Raw genomic sequence first — 23250 nt, forward strand, 5'->3', positions numbered from 1 at the left:
CGCGCTGCATCTAATAAGAGAGCCAAAAGATGAAAATCACCAAACTGACCACCTTCATCGTTCCGCCGCGCTGGTGCTTCCTCAAGGTCGAAACCGACGAGGGCGTCACCGGTTGGGGCGAGCCCGTGGTCGAAGGCCGCGCCCACACCGTTGCCGCTGCCGTTGAAGAATTGTCCGACTACCTGATCGGCAAGGACCCGCGCAACATCGAAGACATCTGGACCGTGCTCTATCGCGGCGGCTTCTACCGTGGCGGCGCGATCCACATGAGCGCCCTGGCCGGTATCGACCAGGCCTTGTGGGACATCAAGGGCAAGGCGCTGGGCGTCTCGGTCAGCGACCTGTTGGGTGGCCAGGTGCGGGACAAGATCCGTGTGTATTCGTGGATCGGTGGCGACCGTCCGGCGGATACCGCGCGGGCGGCGAAAGAAGCGGTCGAGCGTGGTTTTACCGCGGTGAAAATGAACGGCACCGAAGAACTGCAATTCCTCGACACCTTCGACAAGGTCGACCAGGCCCTGGCCAACGTCGCTGCCGTGCGCGATGCCGTCGGCCCGAACGTCGGCATTGGCGTGGACTTCCATGGCCGGGTGCACAAGCCCATGGCCAAGGTGCTGATGAAGGAGCTTGATCCGTACAAGCTGATGTTCATCGAAGAGCCGGTGCTCAGCGAAAACTACGAAGCGCTCAAAGAACTGGCGCCGCTGACCAGTACGCCGATTGCCCTGGGTGAGCGCCTGTTCTCGCGCTGGGATTTCAAGCGTGTGCTCAGCGAAGGCTACGTCGACATCATCCAGCCGGATGCCTCCCACGCTGGCGGCATCACCGAAACCCGCAAGATCGCCAACATGGCCGAAGCCTACGACGTGGCGCTGGCGCTGCATTGCCCGCTGGGCCCGATTGCCCTGGCGGCGTGCCTGCAACTGGACGCGGCTTGCTACAACGCGTTCATCCAGGAGCAGAGCCTGGGCATCCATTACAACGAGAGCAACGACCTGCTCGACTACGTCAAAGACCCACGGGTATTCGACTACGACAAAGGCTTCGTGAAGATCCCGAACGGCCCGGGCCTGGGCATCGAGATCAACGAGGAATACGTGATCGAACGCGCCGCCATCGGCCACCGCTGGCGCAACCCGATCTGGCGCCATGCCGATGGCAGTTTTGCCGAGTGGTGAGTGCCTGACACACCACTGAACCCCTGTGGGAGCGAGCTTGCTCGCGATAGCGTCCTGTCAGTCACATCAATGCCGGATGTGCCGCCGTCATCGCGAGCAAGCTCGCTCCCACAGGGGGGTAGTGCAAGTCTTCAAAATTGACCTCAATAACCATAAGAAGAGGCACCCCTCATGCAACCGCAAACCCTCACCGGGCAGGCGTCGTTGGTGACGCCCAGCCGCAAGCGTTTTTTCATCATGGTGCTGTTGTTCATCACTGTGGTGATCAATTACCTGGACCGCAGCAACCTGTCGATTGCCGCCCCGGCATTGACCAGTGACCTGGGCATCGACCCGATCCACGTCGGCCTGATCTTCTCCGCATTCGGCTGGACCTACGCCGCCATGCAGATCCCCGGCGGCTGGCTGGTGGACCGCGTGCCGCCACGGATTCTGTACAGCGTCGCCTTGCTGCTGTGGTCGGTGGCCACGGTGATGCTCGGCTTTGCCGCCAGCTTCATCGCGCTGTTCGTGTTGCGCATGGCGGTCGGTGCCCTGGAAGCGCCGGCCTATCCGATCAACAGCCGGGTGGTCACCACCTGGTTCCCGGAGCGCGAGCGCGCCACGGCCATCGGTTTCTACACCTCCGGGCAGTTCGTCGGCCTGGCCTTCCTGACGCCGGTGCTGGCCTGGCTGCAGCACGAATTCGGCTGGCACATGGTGTTCGTCGCCACCGGAGCGGTAGGCATTGTGTGGGCGGTGATCTGGTACGCGGTGTATCGCGAACCACGGGATTTCAAAGGCGCCAATGACGCAGAGATTGATCTGATCCGCGAGGGCGGCGGGCTGGTGGATATCCAGGCCGAACAGGCCAAGGTCAAAGCCCGGTTCAGTTGGACCGACCTGGGGATCGTCCTGACCAAGCGCAAGCTGTGGGGCATCTACCTTGGGCAGTTCTGCCTCAACTCGACCCTGTGGTTCTTCCTCACCTGGTTCCCGACCTACCTGGTGAAGTATCGCGGCATGGACTTCATCAAATCCGGCCTGCTGGCGTCGCTGCCGTTTCTCGCGGCCTTTGTCGGTGTGCTGTGTTCCGGGTTCTTCTCGGACTTTTTGATCCGTCGCGGCTACACGGTGGGTTTCGCCCGCAAGTTGCCGATCATCAGCGGCCTGCTGATTTCCACCTCGATCATTGGCGCCAACTTTGTCGAGTCGACGCCCTTGGTGATTGCCTTCCTCGCGCTGGCGTTCTTTGGCAATGGCCTGGCCTCGATTACCTGGTCGCTGGTGTCGACCTTGGCTCCGGCGCGCTTGCTCGGGCTGACCGGCGGGGTGTTCAACTTCATCGGCAACCTGTCGGCAATTGCCACGCCTATCGTGATCGGCTTCCTCGCGACGGGTGATTCTTTTGCCCCTGCAATCACCTACATTTCGGTGCTGGCGTTGATTGGCGCACTGTCCTACATCTTGCTGGTGGGCAAGGTCGAGCGTATCAAGTTGTAGTCGTGGCATTCGGGCGACCATAATGCCGCCCGTTCACTCGCTCAACGGTAAAGGCTGGATATGCAGGAAGACGCCCCAAAAATCGCCAAGGACGCCGCGCCGACCGGCACCCAGACCCTGCTTCGCGGTTTGGGTGTGGTTCACGCCGTGGCCAGCGGCGCCCGGGATCTCAAGGAAATCGCCCGGCTGATTGGCACCACGCGCAGCACCACCCATCGCCTGGCCAGTTGCCTGGTGGACGAGCGTTATCTGCGGGTAGTGCCGCAAGTCGGTTATCTGCTGGGGCCGAAACTGATCGAGTTGGGCTTTCAGGCCCGTGAAGAGTTGCCGTTGGTGACCCTGGCCGGGCCGTATCTGGATGAGTTGTCGGCGTTGACCGGCGACACCATTCACCTGGCGATTCGTGAGGGCGACGAAGTGCTGTACCTGCACAAGAATCCGGGGCGCAATGGTCCGGAAATGCGTTCGCGGGTCGGCCATCGCATGCCGTTGGCGCGCACCGGGATCGGCAAGGCGCTGATGCTCGATGATTCGCCGCAAGAGTGGCAGCGCCTGTACGAAGTCAGCCTGCCGGTGGGTGGGAAAAACCAGTTCTGGCCGCAGCACCCGGAGCAATCCTGGGAGCAATTCGAGCAGCGCATGGTCGAGTACGTGGCCGGCGGTTATGCCTTCGACCTGGAAGACAACGAGCCGTCGATCCGCTGCGTAGCCGCGCCGATCCGCGATGCCAGCAAACGCATTGTCGCCGGTATCAGCATCGCCAGTACCGTACCGTATATGCCGCTGGAAAAAATGGCCGAGCTGATTCCCCTGATCAAAGGGGTCACGGCCCGGCTGTCGGCGGAGCTTGGCCTTAAGGTTTAAACCTTGAGGGTCGCCATGTCGATGACGAAGCGGTATTTCACGTCACCGGCGATCATGCGGGCGTAAGCCTCGTTGATCTGGCGGATGTCGAGCATCTCGATGTCGCAGGTGATGTTGTGCTCGGCGCAGAAATCCAGCACTTCCTGGGTTTCGGCGATGCCGCCGATCAGCGAGCCGGCGAGCACGCGACGTCCCAATACCAGTTTGGCGGCATGCACCGGTGGCTCCACCGGTTCGATCAACCCCACCAGGATATGCACGCCGTCGAAACGCAGCGTATCGAGGTATGGGTTGAGGTCGTGCTGCACCGGAATGGTGTCGAGCAGGAAATCGAAGTGACCGGCGGCAGCCTGCATCTGCGCGTCATCGGTGGACACGATCACATGGTCCGCACCCTGGCGGCGAGCCTCTTCGGCCTTGCTTGCCGAGCGGGTGAACAGCGTCACTTGCGCGCCCAGGGCCTTGGCGAACTTGATACCCATGTGGCCCAGGCCACCCATGCCGAGAATCCCGACCTTGTCACCGGCCTTCACGCCGTAGTGCTTGAGCGGCGAGTAGGTAGTGATGCCGGCGCACAGGATCGGCGCGGCGCTGGCCGGGTCCAGTGACTTGGGAATGCGCACCACGAAGTGCTCGCTGACCACGATGCTGTCGGAGTAGCCGCCCATGGTGTTGCTGCCGTCGACCCGGTCCGGGGTGGCGTAGGTCAGGGTCGGGCCTTCGAGGCAGTATTGCTCCAGGTTGGCCTGGCAGGCTTCGCAGCTGCGGCACGAGTCGACCATGCAGCCGACACCGACCAGATCGCCGACTTTGTGCTGGGTGACTTTCACACCGACGGCGGTCACCTTGCCTACGATTTCGTGGCCGGGCATCAGCGGGTAAACGGCAATGCCCCACTCGTTGCGGGCCTGATGGATGTCGGAATGACAGACGCCGCAATAGAGAATCTCGATGGCAACGTCGTCAGGCCTTGGGCTGCGACGTTCGAATTTCACGGGGGCAAGGGGAGTGGTGGCCGACTGGGCGGCGTATCCGATGGCGGTGTACATGGTGAACCTCGCAAAAGCGCTGACGGGTGAGGTGGCGCATTCTGGGCGCCGAACCCTGTACTGGCCATGGTGATTCCTCCGGGTGTCATGCCTATTCCTCCGGCATGCGGGTGTGAGCCGTCGCATTGGTCAGCGGATCTGCGATGATGCTTTCGTCCCTTTTTCCGCGATTTTTTCTGTGAAGTGCCCCGATGCTGTTAACCCGTCACCTTGATGCCAATGCCACCCTGGTTTCGCTGATCGAGCCGCTGTCCACTCGCGACGGTTTCGTCCCGACTGCCTTGCCGGGCGTGCAGGTTCTGCGGGCCAGCTGCGATGTGGCCCGTGGGCCGCAGATCTACGAGCCGAGCCTGGTGATCATCGCCCAGGGCAGCAAACTGGCGTACCTGGGGCCGCGCACCCTGGAATATGGCGCAGGGCACTACCTGATTCAGGCGCTGCCGGTGCCGTTCGAGTGTGAAACCTTTGCCGCGCCGGACGGGCCGATGCTCGGGGTGTCGGTCGCGATCGACCGGGTGATGCTCGGCGAGTTGGTATTGGCGATGGGCCTGGCGCCGGGGCGGCATATTCCGGCGCAAACACCTGAGTCCATGACCTGCGCAGTGCTCGATGATGCGATGCGTGGTTGTGTCGAACGATTGTTGCGTTGCCTGCACGATCCGCTGGAATGCCAGATCATGGGGCAAGCGCGTTTGCGTGAGCTGCTGTTCGTCGCATTGCGCGGTCCGCAAGCCGATGTATTGCGAGCACTGGTGGAGCAGCAGGGGCAGTTCGCCCGGATCGCGGCCTCCCTCAGTCATCTGCATGCGCATTTTGCCGAACCGTTGAACGTCGAGACCCTGGCCAGTTGCGCGAACATGAGTGCATCGACCTTTCACGAGCATTTCAAGCGCAGCACCTTGTTGTCGCCGGTACAGTATCTGAAGCGATTACGTCTGCTGCGGGCGCAGCAGTTGTTGGTGGGGGAGGGGTTGGGCGTGGCGCAGGTGGCGCATCGGGTGGGGTATCAGAGCACTTCGCAGTTCAGTCGCGAGTACAAACGGTACTTCGAGCGTAATCCTGGCGACGAACGTGCAGCCTGACTCACCGCCAATCCCCTGTGGGGGCGGCGGTGCGGCGATCCGACTTGCTCGCGAAAACGGTGTGTCAGTCAGTATAAATGGTGAAGGATCAACCGTATTCGCGCGCAGGCCCGCTCCCACATTCGTCTTGTGGTGTGGCTTAAGTCGCGGGCAACAAAAAGGCCCCCATGTCGGGAGCCTTGATGTTCAGCGGTTCGGCTTACATGTTCGGGTAAGTCGGGCCGCCAGCGCCTTCCGGTGTCACCCAGGTGATGTTCTGTGCAGGGTCCTTGATGTCGCAGGTCTTGCAGTGAACGCAGTTCTGGGCGTTGATCTGGAAGCGCTTCTCGCCGTCTTCCTTGGTGATCACTTCATACACGCCGGCCGGGCAGTAACGCTGTGCCGGTTCATCGTATAGCGGCAGGTTCTTGCTGATCGGGATGCTTGGGTCGGTCAGCTTCAGGTGGCACGGCTGTTCTTCTTCGTGGTTGGTACCGGAGATGAACACCGAGCTCAATTTGTCGAAGCTGAGCTTGCCGTCCGGTTTCGGGTAGTCGATCTTCTTGCAGTCGGCCGCGAGCTTGAGGCAAGCGTAATCCGGCTTGGTGTCGTGCAAGGTGAACGGCAGTTTGCCGCCGAAGATGTTCTGGTCCAGCCAGTTGAAACCGCCACCGACGATGGCGCCGAACTTGTGGATCGCCGGGCCGAAATTGCGGCTGGCGAACAGTTCTTCGTAGAGCCAGCTCTTCTTGAACGCGTCGACGTAGGTGGTCAGCTCTTCGGTGCCATCCTTCTCGGCGAACAGCGCGTCAGCCACGGATTCAGCGGCGAGCATGCCGGACTTCATCGCAGTGTGGCTGCCCTTGATCTTGGCGAAGTTCAGGGTGCCGAGGTCGCAACCGATCAGCGCGCCGCCCTTGAATACCATTTTCGGCAGCGAGTTCAGGCCGCCCTTGCTGATGGCACGTGCGCCGTAGCTGATGCGCTTGCCGCCTTCCAGGTACTGGGCAAGCACCGGGTGATGCTTGAGGCGCTGGAACTCGTCGAACGGCGACAGGTAGGTGTTGCTGTAGGACAGGTCGACGATCAGGCCAACCACGACCTGGTTGTTTTCCAGGTGGTAGAGGAACGAGCCACCGGTGTTCTCGGTGCCCATGATGTCCATCGGCCAACCGGCGGTGTGCACCACCAGGCCAGGCTGGTGCTTGGCCGGATCGACTTCCCAGATTTCTTTCAGGCCGATGCCGTAGTGCTGGGCATCAGCGTCAGTGTCCAGGTTGAAGCGCTTGATCAGTTGCTTGCCGATGTGGCCGCGGCAACCTTCGGCGAACAGCGTGTATTTGCCACGCAGTTCCATGCCGGGGGTGTACAGGCCTTCCTTCGGGTTGCCTTCGCGGTCGACGCCCAGGTCACCGGTGATGATCCCGCGAACCACGCCGTTCTCATCGATCAGCGCTTCCTGAGCGGCGAAGCCCGGGTAGATTTCCACGCCCAGGTTCTCGGCCTGCTGGGCCAGCCAGCGGCACAGGTTGCCCAGGGAGATGATGTAGTTGCCTTCGTTGTGCATGGTCTTGGGCACAAAGAAGTCTGGAATTTTCTGCGCGCTTTCAGCGTTCTTGAGAACGAAGATGTCGTCGCGGGTTACCGGCGTGTTCAGCGGCGCGCCGAGTTCTTTCCAGTTCGGGAACAGTTCGTTCAGGGCCCGTGGTTCGAACACGGCGCCGGACAGGATGTGAGCACCGACTTCGGAGCCTTTTTCGACCACGCAGACGCTGATTTCCTTACCGGCTTCAGCGGCCTTCTGCTTCAAGCGGCAGGCGGCGGAAAGACCAGCGGGGCCGGCACCGACGATGACCACGTCGAATTCCATGTATTCGCGTTCCACAGGTTATCTCCTACTCAAGGCTCAACAGTTTTTTTTCTAATTTGGAAGTCGGGTGTCGCATCCATGAATCCCGGCGCAACGCCGGAAGAGGACAATCGATTGACCACCTTTCTCTTTTGGTGGCGCATTATATCTACACCACTCTCAGCGTCCAATACAAACGTTTGTTTGAATTGGCTCAAGGCCAGAGAAATCAAAGTCACGCGCCTTATGAACGGCCATTTTGGCGTATTGACCGGAATAGGCGTTCCGGTCAAGATACGGGCGGTTTTGCGCTCGCCGTAGGCTGACTGTTGGTTTCAAGAGCACCTCTAAAGACAGGGCGATGGCAGTAGAGAGTGATGTGCTGCGCGGGTTTGATGTGCAGTTTACACGCCGCGATGTTGAATGACTCGTCAGTCACCACTGACGAACGGTCATCCAGATCATGAGCGATAGTCACTTGACAGCTTTGCCGGCGTTTTTGGAGGTGCCCTTGCGCCCGATGAGCATCAACCGCCAGGTTCGCCTAGGCGACTTTCTTTTCACCGGAGAGTAACGAGGAATCCATGAAGGTTCTTGTAGCTGTCAAACGCGTTGTGGATTACAACGTCAAGGTTCGCGTCAAGGCGGACAATTCCGGCGTCGATCTTGCCAACGTCAAGATGTCGATGAACCCGTTCTGCGAAATCGCCGTGGAAGAAGCCGTACGCCTGAAAGAGAAGGGTGTTGCGACTGAAATCGTCGTCGTCTCCGTAGGCCCGTCCACCGCTCAAGAGCAACTGCGCACCGCGCTGGCTCTGGGTGCCGACCGCGCCATCCTCGTCGAGTCCGCCGAAGACCTGACTTCCCTGGCTGTTGCCAAACTGTTGAAAGCTGTTGTCGACAAGGAACAGCCTCAGCTGGTGATCCTTGGCAAACAGGCCATCGACAGCGACAACAACCAGACTGGCCAGATGCTTGCTGCATTGAGCGGCTACGGTCAGGGTACGTTCGCTTCGAAAGTCGAAATCAGCGGCGACAGCGTGGCTGTCACCCGCGAAATCGACGGCGGCGCGCAGACAGTTTCCCTGAAACTGCCGGCCATCGTCACCACTGACCTGCGTTTGAACGAGCCGCGCTACGCGTCTCTGCCAAACATCATGAAAGCCAAGAAGAAGCCTCTCGAAGTGCTGACTCCGGATGCTTTGGGCGTTTCCACCGCCTCCACCAACAAGACTGTGAAAGTCGAAGCGCCGGCTGCACGCAGCGCGGGTATCAAGGTCAAGTCGGTGGCTGAACTGGTCGAGAAACTGAAAAACGAAGCGAAGGTAATCTAAATGACTATCTTGGTTATTGCTGAACACGACAACAAAGTGCTGGCCCCGGCCACGCTGAACACCGTTGCTGCTGCCGCCAAAATCGGTGGCGACATCCACGTTCTGGTTGCCGGCCAGGGCGCTGGCGCCGTGGCTGAAGCCGCTGCGAAAGTCGCTGGCGTGGCTAAAGTGCTGGTGGCCGATAACGCTGCCTACGCTCACCAGCTGCCGGAAAACGTTGCTCCTCTGGTTGCAGCTCTTGCCCAAGAAGCAGGGGCTGCGGGCTACAGCCACATCCTGGCTGCCGCTACTTCCAACGGCAAAAACATCCTGCCGCGCGTTGCCGCTGCACTGGACGTTGACCAGATCTCCGAGATCATCTCGGTAGAAAGCGCCGACACCTTCAAGCGTCCGATCTACGCCGGTAACGCCATCGCTACCGTTCAGTCGAACGCTGCGGTCAAGGTGATCACCGTGCGTGCCACCGGTTTCGACCCGGTTGCAGCTGAAGGCGGCTCCGCTGCCGTTGAAGCTGTTGCTGCTGCCCACGACGCTGGCATCTCCAGCTTCGTTGGCGAAGAACTGGCCAAGTCCGATCGTCCGGAACTGACCGCTGCCAAAATCGTCGTTTCCGGCGGTCGCGGCATGCAGAACGGCGACAACTTCAAACACCTGTACGCCCTGGCCGACAAGCTGGGCGCTGCCGTCGGTGCTTCGCGCGCCGCGGTCGACGCAGGCTTTGTACCGAACGATATGCAGGTCGGTCAGACCGGCAAGATCGTTGCTCCACAGCTGTACATCGCCGTCGGTATCTCCGGCGCGATCCAGCACCTGGCCGGCATGAAAGACTCCAAAGTGATCGTTGCGATCAACAAGGACGAAGAAGCGCCGATCTTCCAGGTGGCCGATTACGGCCTGGTGGCGGACCTGTTCGAAGCCATCCCTGAGCTGGAGAAGCTGGTCTAATCCGGCTGCTTCACTTATAAAGAGCCCGGCCTTTTGGTCGGGCTTTTTTTTGTTCCGGATTTGAATGGGAGTGTGATGCCATGGATCTGCGTCGCCTGTGCGGCTGGTCGTTGTTGCTGCTGGGACTGTCGGCTATGCCGGCACTGTCTGTCGCCGCGGGTAAATGCGAGCACCTGGTGGTCACCGGCAGCCCGGATGCGCCACCGTACCTGTGGCAAGACCCGCAGAATCCCAAATACCTGATCGGTGCCAGCGCCGATTTGCTGCAGCAAGTGGCGGGGGAGTTGGGGCTCAAGGTCGAACTGCTTTATGCCGGCAAACGCGCCCAGGCCCTGGACGAAGTGCGCAGTGGGCGCATGGACATGCTGGCGGACGCGGCGTTGACCGTCAGCGAGCTGGAAACCCTGGATTACATTCATCCAGCCTTGCTGGAAAACGACTATCTGGTCTGGACTCGCAAGGACTCGACCCTGGTCTACAACGAAGCACAGGACCTGCACGGCCATCCCGGTGCCGTGTCGGAAAAGGCCCGAATGACCGCGCAATTCAGCACCTTTGCCGGGCAGCAACTGACCCTCACGCGCACGTCCAACCTGACCCAGGCCTTTCAGAAACTGCTGTTGGGTGAAGTCGAGTTTGTACTGGCAGGGCGTTACTCGGGCATGGCGACTGCACAGACACTGGGCATGGCCGCTGATCTGATCGCACGCTCACAACCGGTCGACAAACCTGGCCTGTACCTGGCGATTTCCCATGACTCGGCCTGCAACGATCCGTGGTTGCGCGGACAGTTGGCCAAAAAGATGACAGAATTGCCCGCGTCCGGACTGACGGAGGCCGTGCTGATGCGCAATATCGAGCGATGGAAAGCACAACGCTCACAACCACAGCCAATCCCCCAGCAACAACCCGTCAGTACCCCAAAACAGTAAGGATTTTCAGTGAGTATTCGACCTCTTTTCGCTGCCGTGGCCTTTGCCGCCCTGGCGGGTTGTGCAACCGATCCTGCGCCGAATGAACAGATTCGCCTGACCGAACAGGCACTCGAACAGGCCAAGGCCGTGGGCGCCACGGCAGACGATGTGCCGGAAATGAAACTGGCCGAAGACAAGTTCAACCGCGCCAAGGGCAACATGACCGATCAATCCTTCAAAAACGCACGCATGCGGGCCGAACAGGCCGAACTCGATGCGCGCCTGGCTGAAGCCAAGGTATTGACGGCCAAGAGCGAGGAACAGTTGAACGTGCTCAACACCCGCATCGCCCGCCTGCGCAAGCAACTGGGAGATGCCCAATGAGCCTCAAGAGCAAAGCCCTCGGCGGTTTGATCCTGGCAGGCTGCGCGAGCCTCTTTGGCTGCGCCAGCCAGCACAGCGAGTCCGCGTTGCAGCAGGCCGGTGCCGACTTTCAGAAGGTCAAGGAAGACTCCAATGTACTGCGAATCGCCCCCAAGGACGTGATTCGCGCCGGTGAATCCCTGGCCCGTGCCGATCGCCTGTCCAGCTATTGGGGCAGCGGTTCGGACGTGGTGCATTACGCCTACCTGAGCCAGCGCTACAGCGCCATTGCCCGGGAACACACCAATCAGGTGCTTAACGAAGAGCAGGCGGCGAAACTCGAACTGGAACGGCAGCGCCTGCAACTGGCACTGCGTGAGTCCAAACTGTTCAGCGTGCAGCAGCAAGGCAAATGGCTCGAGGAGCAGATCCTTGCATTGACCACCAGCCAGACCGACCGCGGGCTGGTGATGACCTTGGGCGATATGCTGTTCGACACCGGCGAAGCGGAATTGAAGCCGTCGGCCAACCGTGTGGTGTTGAAGATCGTGCAGTTCCTGCAACTCAACCCCAAGCGTGTGGTGCGGATCGAAGGTTATACGGACAGTACCGGGGGCAAGCAGGAAAACCTCAAGCTGTCCCGCGACCGTGCGCAATCGGTGGCTGACGTGCTGATGGACCTGGGTATCGACGACAAGCGCATCCAGGTCGAAGGTTATGGCGACGAGTATCCGGTGGACGCGAATGCGTCGGAACGGGGTCGGGCGCAGAATCGTCGGGTGGAAATTGTGTTTTCCGACGAAAAGGGCCAGCTCGGCGCCGCCCGGTAGGAGCTGGCGGAGCCTGCGATCTTTTGATCTTGCTCTTGCCCTTGATACTCAAGTGGGGCTGGAAAGATCGCAGCCTCGTTTCACTCGACAGCTCCTACAACCCGGCCTGCCATGCAGCGCCGGGTTTTTTTGCCTGCCGATTACCGCACAAAACAGTACAGATTTTGCTGACACTGCACTGTACGGTCGACTATTGTGGCAACTGTTCCCGTACACTTCTAAACTGTTCCGGTATTGTTTCACACAAGAATAAAATGCCCGTGAAATCGAGTGCTGCGTCATGACCAACCTTTTGCTCTATCAACGTATTGCTCAACAACTGGCCGAAGACATCCGCCGTGGGGTCTATCAGCCGGGGGAGCGCGTGCCTTCGGTGCGCAAGATGAGCTCGCAGCTCAATGTCAGCCATGCGACGGTGTTGCAGGCGTATGCCAATCTCGAAGATCAAGGGTTGATCCGCGCCCGGCCGCAGTCGGGTTACTACGTGCACCAGACGCCGGCACTCACCGCGCCGACGCCGGACATCGCCCGGGTCGAGCGCCCCGGGCTGGTCACCCGCAGCAGCATCATTCAGCAAGTGCTGGTCGAATCCCGTCGTGAAGGTGTCTTCCCGCTGGGCGCTGCGGTGCCGAGTGTCGACTATTTGCCGGTGCGGGCACTGCATCAGCAATTGGCCAAGGTCACCCGTTTCCATAGCCCGCGGGCCTTCAGCTACATGTTCAGCCCCGGTTTCGAGCCGTTGCGCCGACAGGTGGCGATCCGCATGCGCGATGCCGGCGTGGTGGTCGATCCGTCGGAGGTGGTGATCACTCACGGTTGTGTCGATGCGCTGCAGATGTCCCTGCGCGTGCTGACCCGTCCGGGCGATCTGATCGCGGCCGAGTCGCCGACCTATTACGGCTTGCTGCAACTGGCTGACCTGCTGGGCCTCAAGGTCATCGAGATCCCCAGCGATCCCGCCACGGGCATGAGCCTGGAAGCCCTGCAACTGGCGGCCAACCAATGGTCGATCAAGGCGTTGGTGCTGACCACCCGACTGAGCAATCCATTGGGCGGCACCATGCCCGAGGAGCGGCAGAAACAATTGCTGCGCCTGGCGTCGGACTTCGATATCCAGGTTGTCGAAGACGATATCTACGGTGAGTTGATGTTCGAGCAGGGGCGCACCAAGTCCCTCAAGGCCTACGATCGGCTGGACCGGGTGATCTATTGCTCGAGCTTCTCCAAGACCCTGTCGCCTGGCGTGCGGATCGGCTGGATGATTGCCGGCAAGTACCAGCAGGAGATCCAGCGCTTGCAGACCTTCAGTACGCATTCCGCGTGCAGCGTGACCCAGATGGGCATTGCCGCGTACCTGGAAAACGGCGGGTACGATCGGCATTTGCGTTTCATCCGTCAGGAATACCGGAAAAACCTCAGTGCCTTCCAGCTGGCCGTGCAGCAGTATTTCCCGGAAGGCACGCAGATGACCCGGCCTACCGGCGGCTTCATTCTGTGGGTCAGCCTGCCGGGGCGGGTCAACACGCAAGAGTTGCACGTGCGGGCATTGCAGCAGGGCATCAGTATCGCGCCGGGACTGATCTTCAGTAATACCGAGCAATTCAATCACTGCATCCGGCTCAACTGCGGCATCCCGTGGAACCGTGAAGCCGAGCGCGCATTGATGACCCTGGGCATGCTGGCCACCCAACTCTGCCAGGAGATGGCCGTCGGTTTGTAACAGGCTGCGACTACGCTTGTCTTGTGGGCTGCAACAGGCCAGCATATGCATCTCTGCCGTTTGCACCCACCGTTGGATACATGAAACCGACTTTTCCTGCCGCCTGGCTTTTGCTCTGCCTGATTGCGAGTATTCAACCGGCATCCGTCGTGGCGGCTACCGAGCAGGATCAGGCAACCGGCAGTTTCCACGTCGCACCGATAGACACCGCACCTGTAAAAAAAGCCTCGGCGGCGAGTAAGCAGGCTGCGCCCGTGAAAAAGCGTCCGCCCATTGCCTCCAAATCGAAACCGGCCAGCGAGGTGGTAAAGACCGAGCTTCCATCTGCCAAGCTGGACCTGAGCTTGCCCAAGGATATGGTTCAAGAGCTCAAGCCGGTCGGAACGGTGCCGTTGGTCAGGCGTGAACCGTTGTTACCCCAGATGTTCGGTGACAAAAGCGGCAGCAGCGAGTTCCAGCTCAATGGCCGCCTGCTTAGCAACGAAATGCAGCTGCAACTGCGAAATGAAGAACGCCACGAGGTCGAAGGCGCGGCACTGGATTTCGAGTTCAAGCAGTAACCCCGTCAGGATCCGCGAGCCGCAGGCCAGACGCTTTGTCGGAGACTGGCCGGTCATGCCCATTTGCGTTGAAAAACCCGCTCGCAGGTAATTTAAAACAACTGTTTAAGCGGGTACTCTGTGCCCCGTCCATTAACACATTGCTCGTCGCGAGGAGCTTGTCGTCATGAAATGCCGTGAGGGCTGTGGCGCTTGTTGCATTGCCCCTTCCATCAGTTCGCCGATTCCCGGTATGCCAAACGGCAAGGCCGCGGGGCAGCGTTGCCTGCAACTTTCCTCCGATAACCTGTGCAGTATTTTCGGCCAGCCGGAACGGCCGATGGTGTGTTCTGCCTTCGAGGCCGACCCCGAGGTGTGCGGAAGCAGCAGCGAAGAGGCCATCCGGTTGATTGGCTGGTGGGAACAAATGACGGCGGCGTGATGTGTGGGCTTGCACCTCCGAAAAACCTGAAGGTGATCGGAGGTGCAGGCCCAACGAACGGAACTTCAACAATAAGGAATAAGACTATGGGTTCGCTGCATCGTATGGCTGTGTTGTGTGGTTTGACGGTTGCGCTGGCTACCTCGACGGCCCAGGCCGAAGACTGGAAAGTCAAAAAGGACGAAGACGGCATCAAGATCTCCCTGAGTGAAGTGGCCGGCTCCGACTACAAGGCTTACCAGGGCGTCACATTGATGAAGACCACCATGGCCAAGCTGCGTGCGTTGCAGGAAGACGTGCCCGGAGCCTGCGCCTGGATTCACGAATGCAAAACCCAGAAGCTGCTCAAGCACGAAGGTGACCAGAGCTGGACCTACACCCAGTTCAACACCCCGTGGCCGGTTACTCCCCGTGATTCGGTGTTGCACGTCACCACCATCGAAGGCGCCGATGGCAGCCTGACCCGCAAGCTTGAAGGGGTACCGAAGTACATTCCTGAAGAAAAAGGCTTCGTCCGGGTCGCCAAGGTCGACGGTTTCTGGAAGTTCGTCCCCAAGGGCGACCAGATCGAAGTGACCTATCAGGTGCACACTGAGCCGGGCGGCAGCGTGCCGTCGATGGTGGCCAACAAGTTCGTGGTGGATGCCCCGTTCAATACCTTGAAAGCCCTCAAGGAACGCGCCGAGAAGTAAATGTCTCGCGCTTTTGAGGTGACTTCGTAACGCCCCGACTCGATCGGGGCGTTTGCGTTTTTGACCGCTGCGCAGGCTTTAATTTGTTTCTGGATATGCGTTGCACGAAATTTTCACCCACTCTCCAAGACAATTCGCCGGATCTCCCGTAACACCCTGTGTATTGCTGAATGCAGGATGAAAGAGTCGGGATGAGGGTAGTTATCAATGGCAATGCTGCCGTTGATCGTGCAACATTTGCGCACCGCGCAAACCCCCAGGCCTGGTACGGGCCGAAAAGAGGGCAAGGCGCAGCTGTATTTTTGAAACTTCAACTTCCAATGGGTCCTAAAACGACATGGCAATCCCGGACGCCCTGAATCAGCAGCGAGCTTCTAGTCGCCTGCTGCAACCGACCGTCAAATCGCATCTGGCCTACACGCTGTTGTGTGCCCTGGTCATGATGGTCATGTTCAGCCTGCTGCGCGTCGCGCTGCTGGCTTACAACAGCTCGATGATCCTCGACACACCGGCCTCGACCTTCCTCGAGGCATTCGCCAACGGTCTGCGCTTCGACCTGCGCCTGGTGGTCTATCTCAGTATCCCGTTGCTGCTGGCCTTGTTCAGTGCCCGGGCCATGGCCGCACGCGGGCTGTTCCGTCTGTGGTTGACGATCGTCTCCAGCATTGCGCTGTTCCTGGGCCTGATGGAGATGGACTTCTATCGTGAGTTCCACCAGCGCCTCAACGGGCTGGTCTTCCAGTACGTCAAGGAAGATCCGAAAACCGTGATGAGCATGCTCTGGTACGGTTTCCCGGTGGTCCGTTACTTGCTGGCCTGGGCCGTGGGCACCTGGATCCTGAGCCTGGCGTTCAAGGGCGCCGATCGTGCGACCCGCCCTCGTGGCCCGTTCAGTGGCGGCAGCATCGGCACACGCCAGGTTGCGCCGTGGTACTCGCGTATCGCGGTATTCGTGGTGTGCCTGCTGGTTTGCGTGGTCGCTGCCCGTGGCACCCTGCGCCAGGGCCCGCCGCTGCGTTGGGGTGACGTCTATACCACCGACTCGAATTTCGCCAACCAGTTGGGCCTCAATGGCACGTTGTCGCTGGTAGCCGCCGCCAAGAGCCGGATGTCCGAAGATCGCGACAATATCTGGAAGGCGACCCTGCCGCAGCCACAAGCCCAGCAAGTGGTGCGTGACATGCTGGTGCTGCCGGCCGAGAAACTGGTGGATGCCGACACCGCGGCGGTACGTCGCGATTACACCCCTCCAGCCGACAAGACCCTGCCGATCAAGAACGTCGTCGTAATCCTGATGGAAAGCATGGCCGGTCACTCGGTGGGTGCTCTGGGTGGCCCGGGCAACATCACGCCGTACCTCGACAAACTGTCGAAGGAGGGCTTGCTGTTCGACCGCTTCTTCTCCAACGGTACCCATACCCACCAGGGCATGTTCGCCACCATGGCCTGCTTCCCGAACCTGCCGGGCTTCGAATACCTGATGCAGACCCCGGAAGGCAGCCACAAGCTGTCCGGTCTGCCGCAGTTGCTCAGCGCCCGCGACTTCGACGACGTGTATGTCTACAACGGCGATTTCGCCTGGGACAACCAGTCGGGTTTCTTCAGCAACCAGGGCATGACCAACTTCATCGGCCGTAACGATTTCGTGAATCCGGTGTTCTCTGATCCGACCTGGGGCGTGTCCGACCAGGACATGTTCGACCGTGGCCTGGTCGAACTCAAGGCACGGGAAAACGGCAAGCCGTTCTATGCCTTGCTGCAAACCCTGTCCAACCACACGCCTTACGCCTTGCCGACGCCATTGCCGGTTGAGCGCGTGACCGATCGTGGCAGCCTGAACGAACACCTGACCGCCATGCGTTACTCGGACTGGGCGCTGGGCCAGTTCTTTGAAAAGGCCCGAAAGGAGCCGTACTTCAAGGAAACCCTGTTTGTCATCGTCGGTGACCACGGTTTTGGTAACGAACAGCAGATCACCGAAATGGACCTGGGCCGCTTCAACGTGCCGATGCTGATGATCGCGCCGGGCATCCAGGACAAATTCGGCCAGCGTGACCACACCGTGGGCACTCAGATCGACATCGTGCCGACCATCATGGGCCGCATTGGTGGTGAGGTGCGTCATCAGTGCTGGGGGCGCGACCTGCTCAACCTGCCCGAAGGCGACGCCGGTATTGGTGTGATCAAGCCGTCGGGCAGCGAGCAGACCACGGCCATCCTTACCGCAGACCAGATTCTGGTCCTGCCGAAGGACAAGGACATGGCGCCGAAGTTGTATCAGTATGAATTGGGGGACAAGCCTCGCGCCGAAGTCATTGCCGATGCGCCGCGTACCGCCGAGTTGAAACTCAAGCTCGAAGCGTTCCTGCAAACAGCGACCAAGAGCCTGCTGGACAACACCGCCGGTGTTGTTGATGGCAAGCCGGACTAAGTTGTGACGCAATAGAAAAGAGGCCCTTCAAGGGCCTCTTTTTTTTTGCCTGGCGGATATTTATATTCGGCCAAGCAAGAGCAGGATCAACAGCACCACCAATACGACGCCGATGATTCCGGACGGGCCGTAACCCCAACTTCTGGAGTGCGGGAAGACCGGTAAACCACCGATCAGTAACAGGATCAGAATGATGATCAGTATTGTGCCCATGTCTATTTCCTTGTCGAAAATGCAGTGGATTGACCATGCCAATCAAGGTCAGCTGGAATGAAGTAGATTCGAGCTGCTTAAAAATTCCGACTCTTGCGGTTGCAGGAAAATTCCAAGTTTTTTTGAAGTATTTCGGACGGGTTCTTATTTCTTTTGTAGTTGCCTTGGTTGCGTCTGGCGCTCCCGCAGTTTGCTCGGGCCATTCAGCAATCTGATGGAGCGTGGGTCGGGCAATTTCCTTCGCTACACTCGGTGCATCTTCCGAGAACAACAAGGCTGTTTGCTATGCAAAATCGCATGATGATCACTGGTGCAGGCTCTGGCCTGGGTCGCGAAATCGCGCTGCGCTGGGCGCGTGAAGGCTGGCAACTGGCCTTGTCGGACGTTAGCGAGCCCGGCTTGCAGGAAACCCTCAAGCTGGTCCGCGAAGCGGGCGGCGACGGTTTTATCCAGCGTTGCGACGTACGCGATTACAGCCAGTTGACTGCGTTCGCCCAGGCCTGCGAGGTCAAGCTCGGCGGCATCGATGTCATCGTCAATAACGCGGGTGTAGCGTCTGGAGGGTTTTTCAGTGAGTTGTCCCTGGAGGACTGGGACTGGCAGATCGCGATCAACCTGATGGGCGTGGTCAAGGGCTGCAAGGCTTTCCTGCCACTGCTGGAAAAAAGCAAAGGTAAAATCATCAACATCGCGTCCATGGCGGCGCTGATGCAAGGCCCGGCGATGAGCAACTACAACGTGGCCAAGGCGGGCGTGGTGGCGTTGTCCGAAAGCCTGCTGATCGAGCTGGCGCATCAGGAAGTCGGCGTGCATGTGGTGTGTCCGTCGTTCTTCCAGACCAACCTGCTGGACTCCTTCCGCGGCCCGACTCCGGCCATGAAAGCCCAGGTCGGCAAGTTGCTGGAAAGCTCGCCGATCAGCGCCGCCGACATCGCCGACTACATCTATCGGCAGGTCGCCGCCGGCGAGTTCATGATCCTGCCCCACGAGCAGGGACGCATGGCCTGGGCGATCAAGCAGAAGAACCCGCAATTGCTCTACAACGAAATGACCGCCATGGCCGACAAAATGCGCGCCAAGGCCAGGCAATCGGCAAGCTGATCTTGCCCGCGGGCAATGCTGTGGTTAGGGTGGCCGCCATCGGCCATCCTCGCGAGACGCTTGCATGCTCAATTACCTGTGGTTTTTCCTCGCCGCGCTGTTCGAAATTGCCGGTTGTTTTGCCTTCTGGATGTGGTTGCGCCAGGGTAAAAGCATGTGGTGGGTGGTGCCGGCGCTCCTGAGCCTGACCCTGTTTGCCCTGCTGCTGACCCGGATCGAAGCCACCTACGCCGGCCGCGCCTATGCCGCTTACGGAGGCATCTACATCATTGCCTCGATCGGCTGGTTGGCCGTGGTCGAGCGGATTCGCCCCCTGGGTTCGGACTGGCTCGGCGTGGCGCTGTGTGTGATCGGCGCGAGCATCATTCTGTTCGGGCCTCGATTCTCCGTGTCCTGACAGACCAGCCCCTACATTCAATCGGCCTGTCAGACCTTTCCGTAAGTGCCGTACGTCAAGGGCTGTCAGTCCGGTCTGGTTTGCTGTCGGAGCATTGTGGGTGTACGTCGGGCCGGGCATCTTCAAGGGCCAGAAACCCCTGAAGGACACTCCTCATGCTCGTACTCACTCGTGTTGTGGGCGAAACCATTTCCATCGGTGACAACATTACCGTGCGCGTTCTCGCGATCAATGGAAACAACATTCGCTTTGGCGTCGAAGCGCCCCGGGACGTCAACGTGCACCGCTGCGAAATCTACGAACGCATCCAGAAAAAACTGGCGAAAACCAAGGGACGCTGAAGACTTCAGTCAAACAGGTGTTTGGGCACGTCGTGCTTGAGCATCAGTTGGCACTGCTCGCTTTCCGGGTCGAAGACAATCAGTGCCTGGCCCTTGGTCAGCGCCTGGCGCACGCGCAGTACACGGGTTTCCAGGGGCGTGTCGTCACCATTGTCCGTGCCGTCGCGGGTCACGAAATCCTCGATCAGGCGGGTGAGGGTGTCGACTTGGAGTTGGTCGTGGGGGATCAGCATAGGCACCTCGGTTGGATCAATGGCGCGATGCTACGGCGAATGGGCGAGGACGGCCAGCCCGGGATCTTGTGTTGTCTGACAGATTGCTTTCGCGAGCAAGCCCGCTCCCACATTCGACCGCATTTTCCTGGAGTAACTCGGTCAACTGTGGGAGCGGGCTTGCTCGCGAAGGCGTTAGACCAGACACCGAAAGTCTCAGTGTTTCAACTCAATTCTCCGAACGCTGCCCCACCAGGCTGTCCACCGACGGTACCCGCGTGTCGCTTTCCATCTGAGTGTCATGTTCGAGCTGATGGCTGAAGCGATCCAGTGAGCCCTTGGCCGGTTGTGCATCGCTGGCAAACACGGGCGGGCTGAGGATGTACGCACCGAGCAGGCGGCTCAGGGCGGCGAGGCTGTCGATGTGAGTGCGCTCGTAACCGTGGGTGGCATCGCAGCCGAAGGCGAGCAGGGCGGTGCGAATATCGTGGCCGGCGGTGACCGCCGAGTGTGCGTCGCTGAAGTAGTAGCGGAACAGGTCCCGGCGTGCCGGCAACTCGTTGTCGCTGGCCAGGCGCAAGAGGTGGCGCGACAGGTGATAGTCATAGGGCCCGCCGGAATCCTGCATCGCGATGCTCACCGCGTGCTCGCTGGAGTGTTGACCTGGCGCGACCGGTGCGATGTCGATGCCGACGAACTCACTGACATCCCAGGGCAGTGCCGCCGCCGCGCCGCTGCCGGTTTCTTCGGTGATGGTGAACAGCGGATGGCAGTCGATCATCAGTTCTTCGCCACTGTCGACGATGGCCTTGAGCGCCGCCAGCAGTGCGGCCACCCCGGCCTTGTCGTCGAGGTGACGGGCACTGATGTGGCCGCTTTCGGTGAACTCCGGCAGCGGGTCGAAGGCGACGAAATCGCCGACGCTGATGCCCAGCGACTCGCAGTCGGCACGGGTGGCGCAGTAGGCGTCCAGGCGCAACTCGATGTGATCCCAACTGATTGGCATCTCATCCACGGCGGTATTGAATGCGTGCCCGGAAGCCATCAGCGGCAAGACGCTGCCACGGATCACACCACTGTCGGTAAACAGGCTGACCCGGCTGCCCTCGGCAAAACGGCTGGACCAGCAGCCGACGGGCGCGAGGGTCAGGCGGCCGTTGTCTTTCACTGCACGTACCGCCGCGCCGATGGTGTCCAGGTGGGCGGAAACGGCGCGGTCGGGGCTGTTCTTCTTGCCCTTGAGCGTGGCGCGGATGGTGCCGCGACGGGTCAGCTCGAAGGGAATGCCCAGTTCTTCAAGGCGTTCGGCGACGTAGCGCACGATGGTGTCGGTGAACCCGGTGGGGCTGGGAATGGCGAGCATTTCCAACAGCACTTTTTGCAGGTAACCGAGGTCCGGCTCGGGGATTTTGCTGGTCATGGAAACTCCTGATTGGTTATCGCCTGTTCGGCCGCCTTCGCGAGCAAGCCCGCTCCCACAGGGGAATGCGATCACATGTGGGAGCGGGCTTGCTCGCGAAGGGGCCAGCCCAGGCAACGCATCACTAAGAGACCACCGGCTGACTGTACGGAAACAACAGATCCACAAACCGCTCCGCTGTCGGCTGCGGTTCATGGTTGGCCAGCCCGGCTCGTTCGTTGGCTTCGATAAACACATAGTCCGGCTGGTCAGCGGCCGTCACCATCAGGTCGAGGCCAACCATGGGAATGTCCAGTGCCCGCGCGGCCCGTACCGCCGCATCCACCAGCGTCGGGTGCAGGATCGCCGTGACGTCTTCAAGCACGCCGCCGGTATGAAGGTTCGCCGTGCGTCGCACGAACAGGTGCTCACCGGCCTGCAGAATGCTGCTGTAGTCGTATCCGGCTGCACGCAAGGTGCGCTGGGTTTCCTGGTCCTGCGGGATCTTGCTTTCGCCGCCCGTGGCCGCCTGTCGCCGCCGGCTCTGGGCTTCGATCAATGCACCGATGGAGTGCTGGCCGTCGCCCACCACTTCGGCTGGCCGGCGAATGGCGGCAGCGACCATTTCAAAACCGATCACCACAATGCGCAGGTCCAGGCCTTCGTGGAAACTTTCCAGCAGCACGCGGCTGTCGAAGTGACGAGCGGCTTCTATGGCTTGCTGCACTTCCTCGATGGTGCGCAAATCCACCGCCACCCCTTGGCCCTGTTCACCATCCAGCGGCTTGACCACCACGCGCTGGTGTTCATCGAGGAAGGCCAGGTTGTCATCGGCGTTACCCGCCAGTTGCTGCGCCGGCAGGTTCAAGCCGGCAGCCTTGAGCACTTTGTGGGTCAGGCTTTTGTCCTGGCACAGGGTCATGCTGACGGCGCTGGTCAGGTCGCTCAGGGATTCGCGGCAGCGTACCCGGCGCCCGCCATGGCTGAGGGTGAACATCCCGGCGTCGGCGTCATCGACGTGCACATCGATGCCACGACGGTGTGCTTCCTCGACAATGATCCGCGCGTAGGGGTTGAACGCGGCTTCCGGGCCGGGCCCGAGAAACAGCGGCTGATTGATGCCGTTCTTGCGCTTGATGGCGAAGGTCGTCAGGTTGCGAAAGCCGAGCTTGGCGTAAAGGCTTTTCGCCTGGCGGTTGTCGTGCAGCACCGACAGGTCGAGGCAGGCGAGCCCGCGACTCATGAAGTGTTCGATCAAATGCCGCACCAGCACTTCACCGACACCCGGCCGCGCACAATGCGGGTCGACCGCCAGGCACCACAGGCTGCTGCCGTTCTCCGGATCATTGAAGGCCTTGTGGTGGTTGAGGCCCATGACGCTGCCGATGACTGCGCCGCTGTCTTCGTCTTCGGCCAGCCAGTACACCGGGCCGCCCAGATGACGCGGCGTCAGCAGGGTGGCATCGATGGGCAACATGCCGCGGGCCTGATACAGCTGGTTGATGGCCTGCCAGTCGGCATCGCTTTGCGCGCGTCGAATGCGGAAACCGCGAAACACCCGGGTTGCCTGCCGGTAGTCGCTGAACCACAGGCGCAAGGTATCGGACGGGTCGAGGAACAGCTGCGTCGGCTCCAGCCCCAGTACTTGCTGGGGCGCGGCGACGTACAGGGCAATGTCCCGCTCGCCGGGTTGCTCGTTGAGCAACTCTCCGGCCAGGCTCGCGGCATCGGCAAAGGTGTGTCCGATCAGCAAGCGCCCCCAGCCGCAATGCACGGCAATCGGCGCACCGCCGAGTTCACAGCGATCCTCGGCCAGGCGTGCCTGCAAGCGTTCATAGGAGGGTGACTGGCCGCGCAACAGGCGTTGGCTGATAGCCGTGGCGTGAGGTTTCAT

The 23250-nt window shown here is 60.4% G+C and carries 24 protein-coding genes; 18 read left to right on the forward strand and 6 right to left on the reverse strand.

The features are described 5' to 3' along the window. The first annotated feature begins 29 nt into the window (after positions 1-29). The 3 genes from dgoD to ACM6G4_RS26345 all read left to right on the forward strand — a co-directional run bounded on the left by dgoD (position 30) and on the right by ACM6G4_RS26345 (position 3524). Complete coding sequence (gene dgoD / locus ACM6G4_RS26335) at positions 30-1178, forward strand: galactonate dehydratase (protein WP_008047041.1); 1149 nt, start codon at positions 30-32, stop codon at positions 1176-1178. A 171-nt stretch (positions 1179-1349) separates the two neighbouring features. Then, positions 1350-2660 carry an MFS transporter gene (locus tag ACM6G4_RS26340; protein ID WP_056727199.1) on the forward strand — a complete coding sequence of 437 codons (1311 nt, stop codon included), beginning with the start codon at positions 1350-1352 and terminating at the stop codon, positions 2658-2660. Between the two features lie 60 nt (positions 2661-2720). Continuing rightward, entirely contained in the window at positions 2721-3524 is an 804-nt protein-coding gene (locus ACM6G4_RS26345; RefSeq protein ID WP_056727198.1) for an IclR family transcriptional regulator, read from the forward strand. Here ACM6G4_RS26345 and ACM6G4_RS26350 read toward each other — a convergent pair. After that, the gene (locus ACM6G4_RS26350) at positions 3521-4573 is read right to left on the reverse strand and encodes an NAD(P)-dependent alcohol dehydrogenase (protein ID WP_414914926.1); all 1053 of its coding nucleotides are present in this window, start codon (positions 4571-4573) and stop codon (positions 3521-3523) included. The genes ACM6G4_RS26345 and ACM6G4_RS26350 overlap by 4 nt on opposite strands. A 191-nt stretch (positions 4574-4764) precedes the next feature. On the opposite strand from ACM6G4_RS26350, the gene ACM6G4_RS26355 reads away from it, so the two are divergent. Continuing rightward, on the forward strand, positions 4765-5655 hold the full coding sequence (locus ACM6G4_RS26355; protein ID WP_056727196.1) for an AraC family transcriptional regulator: 891 nt from the start codon (positions 4765-4767) through the stop codon (positions 5653-5655). A gap of 199 nt (positions 5656-5854) precedes the next feature. Here the strand turns inward: ACM6G4_RS26355 and ACM6G4_RS26360 are convergent, their stop codons facing one another. Further along, positions 5855-7519 (reverse strand): electron transfer flavoprotein-ubiquinone oxidoreductase, encoded by a 1665-nt coding sequence (locus tag ACM6G4_RS26360; protein WP_056727195.1) that lies wholly within the window; start codon positions 7517-7519, stop codon positions 5855-5857. 548 nt (positions 7520-8067) lie between these two features. On the opposite strand from ACM6G4_RS26360, the gene ACM6G4_RS26365 reads away from it, so the two are divergent. The 10 genes from ACM6G4_RS26365 to ACM6G4_RS26410 all read left to right on the forward strand — a co-directional run bounded on the left by ACM6G4_RS26365 (position 8068) and on the right by ACM6G4_RS26410 (position 17693). Next, complete coding sequence (locus tag ACM6G4_RS26365) at positions 8068-8817, forward strand: electron transfer flavoprotein subunit beta/FixA family protein (protein ID WP_007987229.1); 750 nt, start codon at positions 8068-8070, stop codon at positions 8815-8817. After that, positions 8818-9762 (forward strand): electron transfer flavoprotein subunit alpha/FixB family protein, encoded by a 945-nt coding sequence (locus tag ACM6G4_RS26370; RefSeq protein WP_414914927.1) that lies wholly within the window; start codon positions 8818-8820, stop codon positions 9760-9762. A gap of 80 nt (positions 9763-9842) precedes the next feature. After that, positions 9843-10694: a substrate-binding periplasmic protein gene (locus ACM6G4_RS26375; protein ID WP_414914928.1), complete on the forward strand. Its 852-nt coding sequence runs from the start codon at positions 9843-9845 to the stop codon at positions 10692-10694. A 9-nt stretch (positions 10695-10703) separates the two neighbouring features. Continuing rightward, complete coding sequence (locus ACM6G4_RS26380; RefSeq protein WP_056727192.1) at positions 10704-11060, forward strand: DUF4398 domain-containing protein; 357 nt, start codon at positions 10704-10706, stop codon at positions 11058-11060. Continuing rightward, on the forward strand, positions 11057-11869 hold the full coding sequence (locus ACM6G4_RS26385; RefSeq protein ID WP_057713742.1) for an OmpA family protein: 813 nt from the start codon (positions 11057-11059) through the stop codon (positions 11867-11869). Before ACM6G4_RS26380 ends, ACM6G4_RS26385 begins: the two co-directional genes overlap by 4 nt. A 280-nt stretch (positions 11870-12149) precedes the next feature. After that, the gene (locus tag ACM6G4_RS26390; protein WP_056727190.1) at positions 12150-13589 is read left to right on the forward strand and encodes a PLP-dependent aminotransferase family protein; all 1440 of its coding nucleotides are present in this window, start codon (positions 12150-12152) and stop codon (positions 13587-13589) included. Between the two features lie 80 nt (positions 13590-13669). After that, complete coding sequence (locus ACM6G4_RS26395) at positions 13670-14149, forward strand: hypothetical protein (protein ID WP_056727189.1); 480 nt, start codon at positions 13670-13672, stop codon at positions 14147-14149. Between the two features lie 166 nt (positions 14150-14315). Beyond that, positions 14316-14570, forward strand: a complete 255-nt coding sequence (locus tag ACM6G4_RS26400) for a YkgJ family cysteine cluster protein (RefSeq protein WP_414914929.1) — start codon at positions 14316-14318, stop codon at positions 14568-14570. 86 nt (positions 14571-14656) lie between these two features. Next, positions 14657-15262, forward strand: a complete 606-nt coding sequence (locus ACM6G4_RS26405) for an START domain-containing protein (protein ID WP_056727188.1) — start codon at positions 14657-14659, stop codon at positions 15260-15262. Between the two features lie 337 nt (positions 15263-15599). Beyond that, the gene (locus ACM6G4_RS26410) at positions 15600-17693 is read left to right on the forward strand and encodes an LTA synthase family protein (RefSeq protein ID WP_056727187.1); all 2094 of its coding nucleotides are present in this window, start codon (positions 15600-15602) and stop codon (positions 17691-17693) included. A 60-nt stretch (positions 17694-17753) separates the two neighbouring features. Here the strand turns inward: ACM6G4_RS26410 and ACM6G4_RS26415 are convergent, their stop codons facing one another. Continuing rightward, on the reverse strand, positions 17754-17912 hold the full coding sequence (locus ACM6G4_RS26415; protein WP_172435350.1) for a DUF3309 family protein: 159 nt from the start codon (positions 17910-17912) through the stop codon (positions 17754-17756). Between the two features lie 29 nt (positions 17913-17941). On the opposite strand from ACM6G4_RS26415, the gene ACM6G4_RS26420 reads away from it, so the two are divergent. The 4 genes from ACM6G4_RS26420 (at position 17942) to csrA (ending at position 19745) form a co-directional block, all read left to right on the forward strand. Continuing rightward, positions 17942-18121, forward strand: a complete 180-nt coding sequence (locus ACM6G4_RS26420; RefSeq protein WP_156385853.1) for a hypothetical protein — start codon at positions 17942-17944, stop codon at positions 18119-18121. 70 nt (positions 18122-18191) lie between these two features. After that, the gene (locus ACM6G4_RS26425; protein WP_008048965.1) at positions 18192-19007 is read left to right on the forward strand and encodes an SDR family oxidoreductase; all 816 of its coding nucleotides are present in this window, start codon (positions 18192-18194) and stop codon (positions 19005-19007) included. A gap of 64 nt (positions 19008-19071) precedes the next feature. Continuing rightward, positions 19072-19404, forward strand: a complete 333-nt coding sequence (locus ACM6G4_RS26430) for a YnfA family protein (RefSeq protein ID WP_056727186.1) — start codon at positions 19072-19074, stop codon at positions 19402-19404. A 155-nt stretch (positions 19405-19559) separates the two neighbouring features. After that, positions 19560-19745, forward strand: coding sequence for a carbon storage regulator CsrA (gene csrA, locus ACM6G4_RS26435; protein WP_409078920.1), 186 nt, complete (start codon positions 19560-19562; stop codon positions 19743-19745). 5 nt (positions 19746-19750) lie between these two features. Here csrA and ACM6G4_RS26440 read toward each other — a convergent pair whose 3' ends face one another. The 3 genes from ACM6G4_RS26440 to ngg form a co-directional block, all read right to left on the reverse strand. Continuing rightward, positions 19751-19978 carry a YheU family protein gene (locus tag ACM6G4_RS26440; protein WP_056727184.1) on the reverse strand — a complete coding sequence of 76 codons (228 nt, stop codon included), beginning with the start codon at positions 19976-19978 and terminating at the stop codon, positions 19751-19753. A 208-nt stretch (positions 19979-20186) separates the two neighbouring features. Beyond that, the gene (locus tag ACM6G4_RS26445; protein WP_414914930.1) at positions 20187-21377 is read right to left on the reverse strand and encodes an osmoprotectant NAGGN system M42 family peptidase; all 1191 of its coding nucleotides are present in this window, start codon (positions 21375-21377) and stop codon (positions 20187-20189) included. A 124-nt stretch (positions 21378-21501) separates the two neighbouring features. Further along, positions 21502-23250: an N-acetylglutaminylglutamine synthetase gene (ngg, locus tag ACM6G4_RS26450; protein WP_414914931.1), complete on the reverse strand. Its 1749-nt coding sequence runs from the start codon at positions 23248-23250 to the stop codon at positions 21502-21504.

The organism is Pseudomonas sp. IT-P258 (genome assembly GCF_949767825.1).
Taxonomy (GTDB): Bacteria; Pseudomonadota; Gammaproteobacteria; order Pseudomonadales; family Pseudomonadaceae; genus Aquipseudomonas; species Aquipseudomonas monachiensis.

Bases quoted from the DNA above. Each gene is read 5' to 3' on its own strand.
- dgoD (WP_008047041.1), top strand. From the start codon at position 30: ATGAAAATCACCAAACTGACCACCTTCATCGTTCCGCCGCGCTGGTGC.
- ACM6G4_RS26340 (WP_056727199.1), top strand. From the start codon at position 1,350: ATGCAACCGCAAACCCTCACCGGGCAGGCGTCGTTGGTGACGCCCAGC.
- ACM6G4_RS26345 (WP_056727198.1), top strand. From the start codon at position 2,721: ATGCAGGAAGACGCCCCAAAAATCGCCAAGGACGCCGCGCCGACCGGC.
- ACM6G4_RS26350 (WP_414914926.1), bottom strand. From the start codon at position 4,573: ATGTACACCGCCATCGGATACGCCGCCCAGTCGGCCACCACTCCCCTT.
- ACM6G4_RS26355 (WP_056727196.1), top strand. From the start codon at position 4,765: ATGCTGTTAACCCGTCACCTTGATGCCAATGCCACCCTGGTTTCGCTG.
- ACM6G4_RS26365 (WP_007987229.1), top strand. From the start codon at position 8,068: ATGAAGGTTCTTGTAGCTGTCAAACGCGTTGTGGATTACAACGTCAAG.
- ACM6G4_RS26370 (WP_414914927.1), top strand. From the start codon at position 8,818: ATGACTATCTTGGTTATTGCTGAACACGACAACAAAGTGCTGGCCCCG.
- ACM6G4_RS26375 (WP_414914928.1), top strand. From the start codon at position 9,843: ATGGATCTGCGTCGCCTGTGCGGCTGGTCGTTGTTGCTGCTGGGACTG.
- ACM6G4_RS26385 (WP_057713742.1), top strand. From the start codon at position 11,057: ATGAGCCTCAAGAGCAAAGCCCTCGGCGGTTTGATCCTGGCAGGCTGC.
- ACM6G4_RS26390 (WP_056727190.1), top strand. From the start codon at position 12,150: ATGACCAACCTTTTGCTCTATCAACGTATTGCTCAACAACTGGCCGAA.
- ACM6G4_RS26395 (WP_056727189.1), top strand. From the start codon at position 13,670: ATGAAACCGACTTTTCCTGCCGCCTGGCTTTTGCTCTGCCTGATTGCG.
- ACM6G4_RS26400 (WP_414914929.1), top strand. From the start codon at position 14,316: ATGAAATGCCGTGAGGGCTGTGGCGCTTGTTGCATTGCCCCTTCCATC.
- ACM6G4_RS26405 (WP_056727188.1), top strand. From the start codon at position 14,657: ATGGGTTCGCTGCATCGTATGGCTGTGTTGTGTGGTTTGACGGTTGCG.
- ACM6G4_RS26410 (WP_056727187.1), top strand. From the start codon at position 15,600: ATGGCAATCCCGGACGCCCTGAATCAGCAGCGAGCTTCTAGTCGCCTG.
- ACM6G4_RS26420 (WP_156385853.1), top strand. From the start codon at position 17,942: ATGCCAATCAAGGTCAGCTGGAATGAAGTAGATTCGAGCTGCTTAAAA.
- ACM6G4_RS26425 (WP_008048965.1), top strand. From the start codon at position 18,192: ATGCAAAATCGCATGATGATCACTGGTGCAGGCTCTGGCCTGGGTCGC.
- ACM6G4_RS26430 (WP_056727186.1), top strand. From the start codon at position 19,072: ATGCTCAATTACCTGTGGTTTTTCCTCGCCGCGCTGTTCGAAATTGCC.
- csrA (WP_409078920.1), top strand. From the start codon at position 19,560: ATGCTCGTACTCACTCGTGTTGTGGGCGAAACCATTTCCATCGGTGAC.
- ACM6G4_RS26440 (WP_056727184.1), bottom strand. From the start codon at position 19,978: ATGCTGATCCCCCACGACCAACTCCAAGTCGACACCCTCACCCGCCTG.
- ACM6G4_RS26445 (WP_414914930.1), bottom strand. From the start codon at position 21,377: ATGACCAGCAAAATCCCCGAGCCGGACCTCGGTTACCTGCAAAAAGTG.
- ngg (WP_414914931.1), bottom strand. From the start codon at position 23,250: ATGAAACCTCACGCCACGGCTATCAGCCAACGCCTGTTGCGCGGCCAG.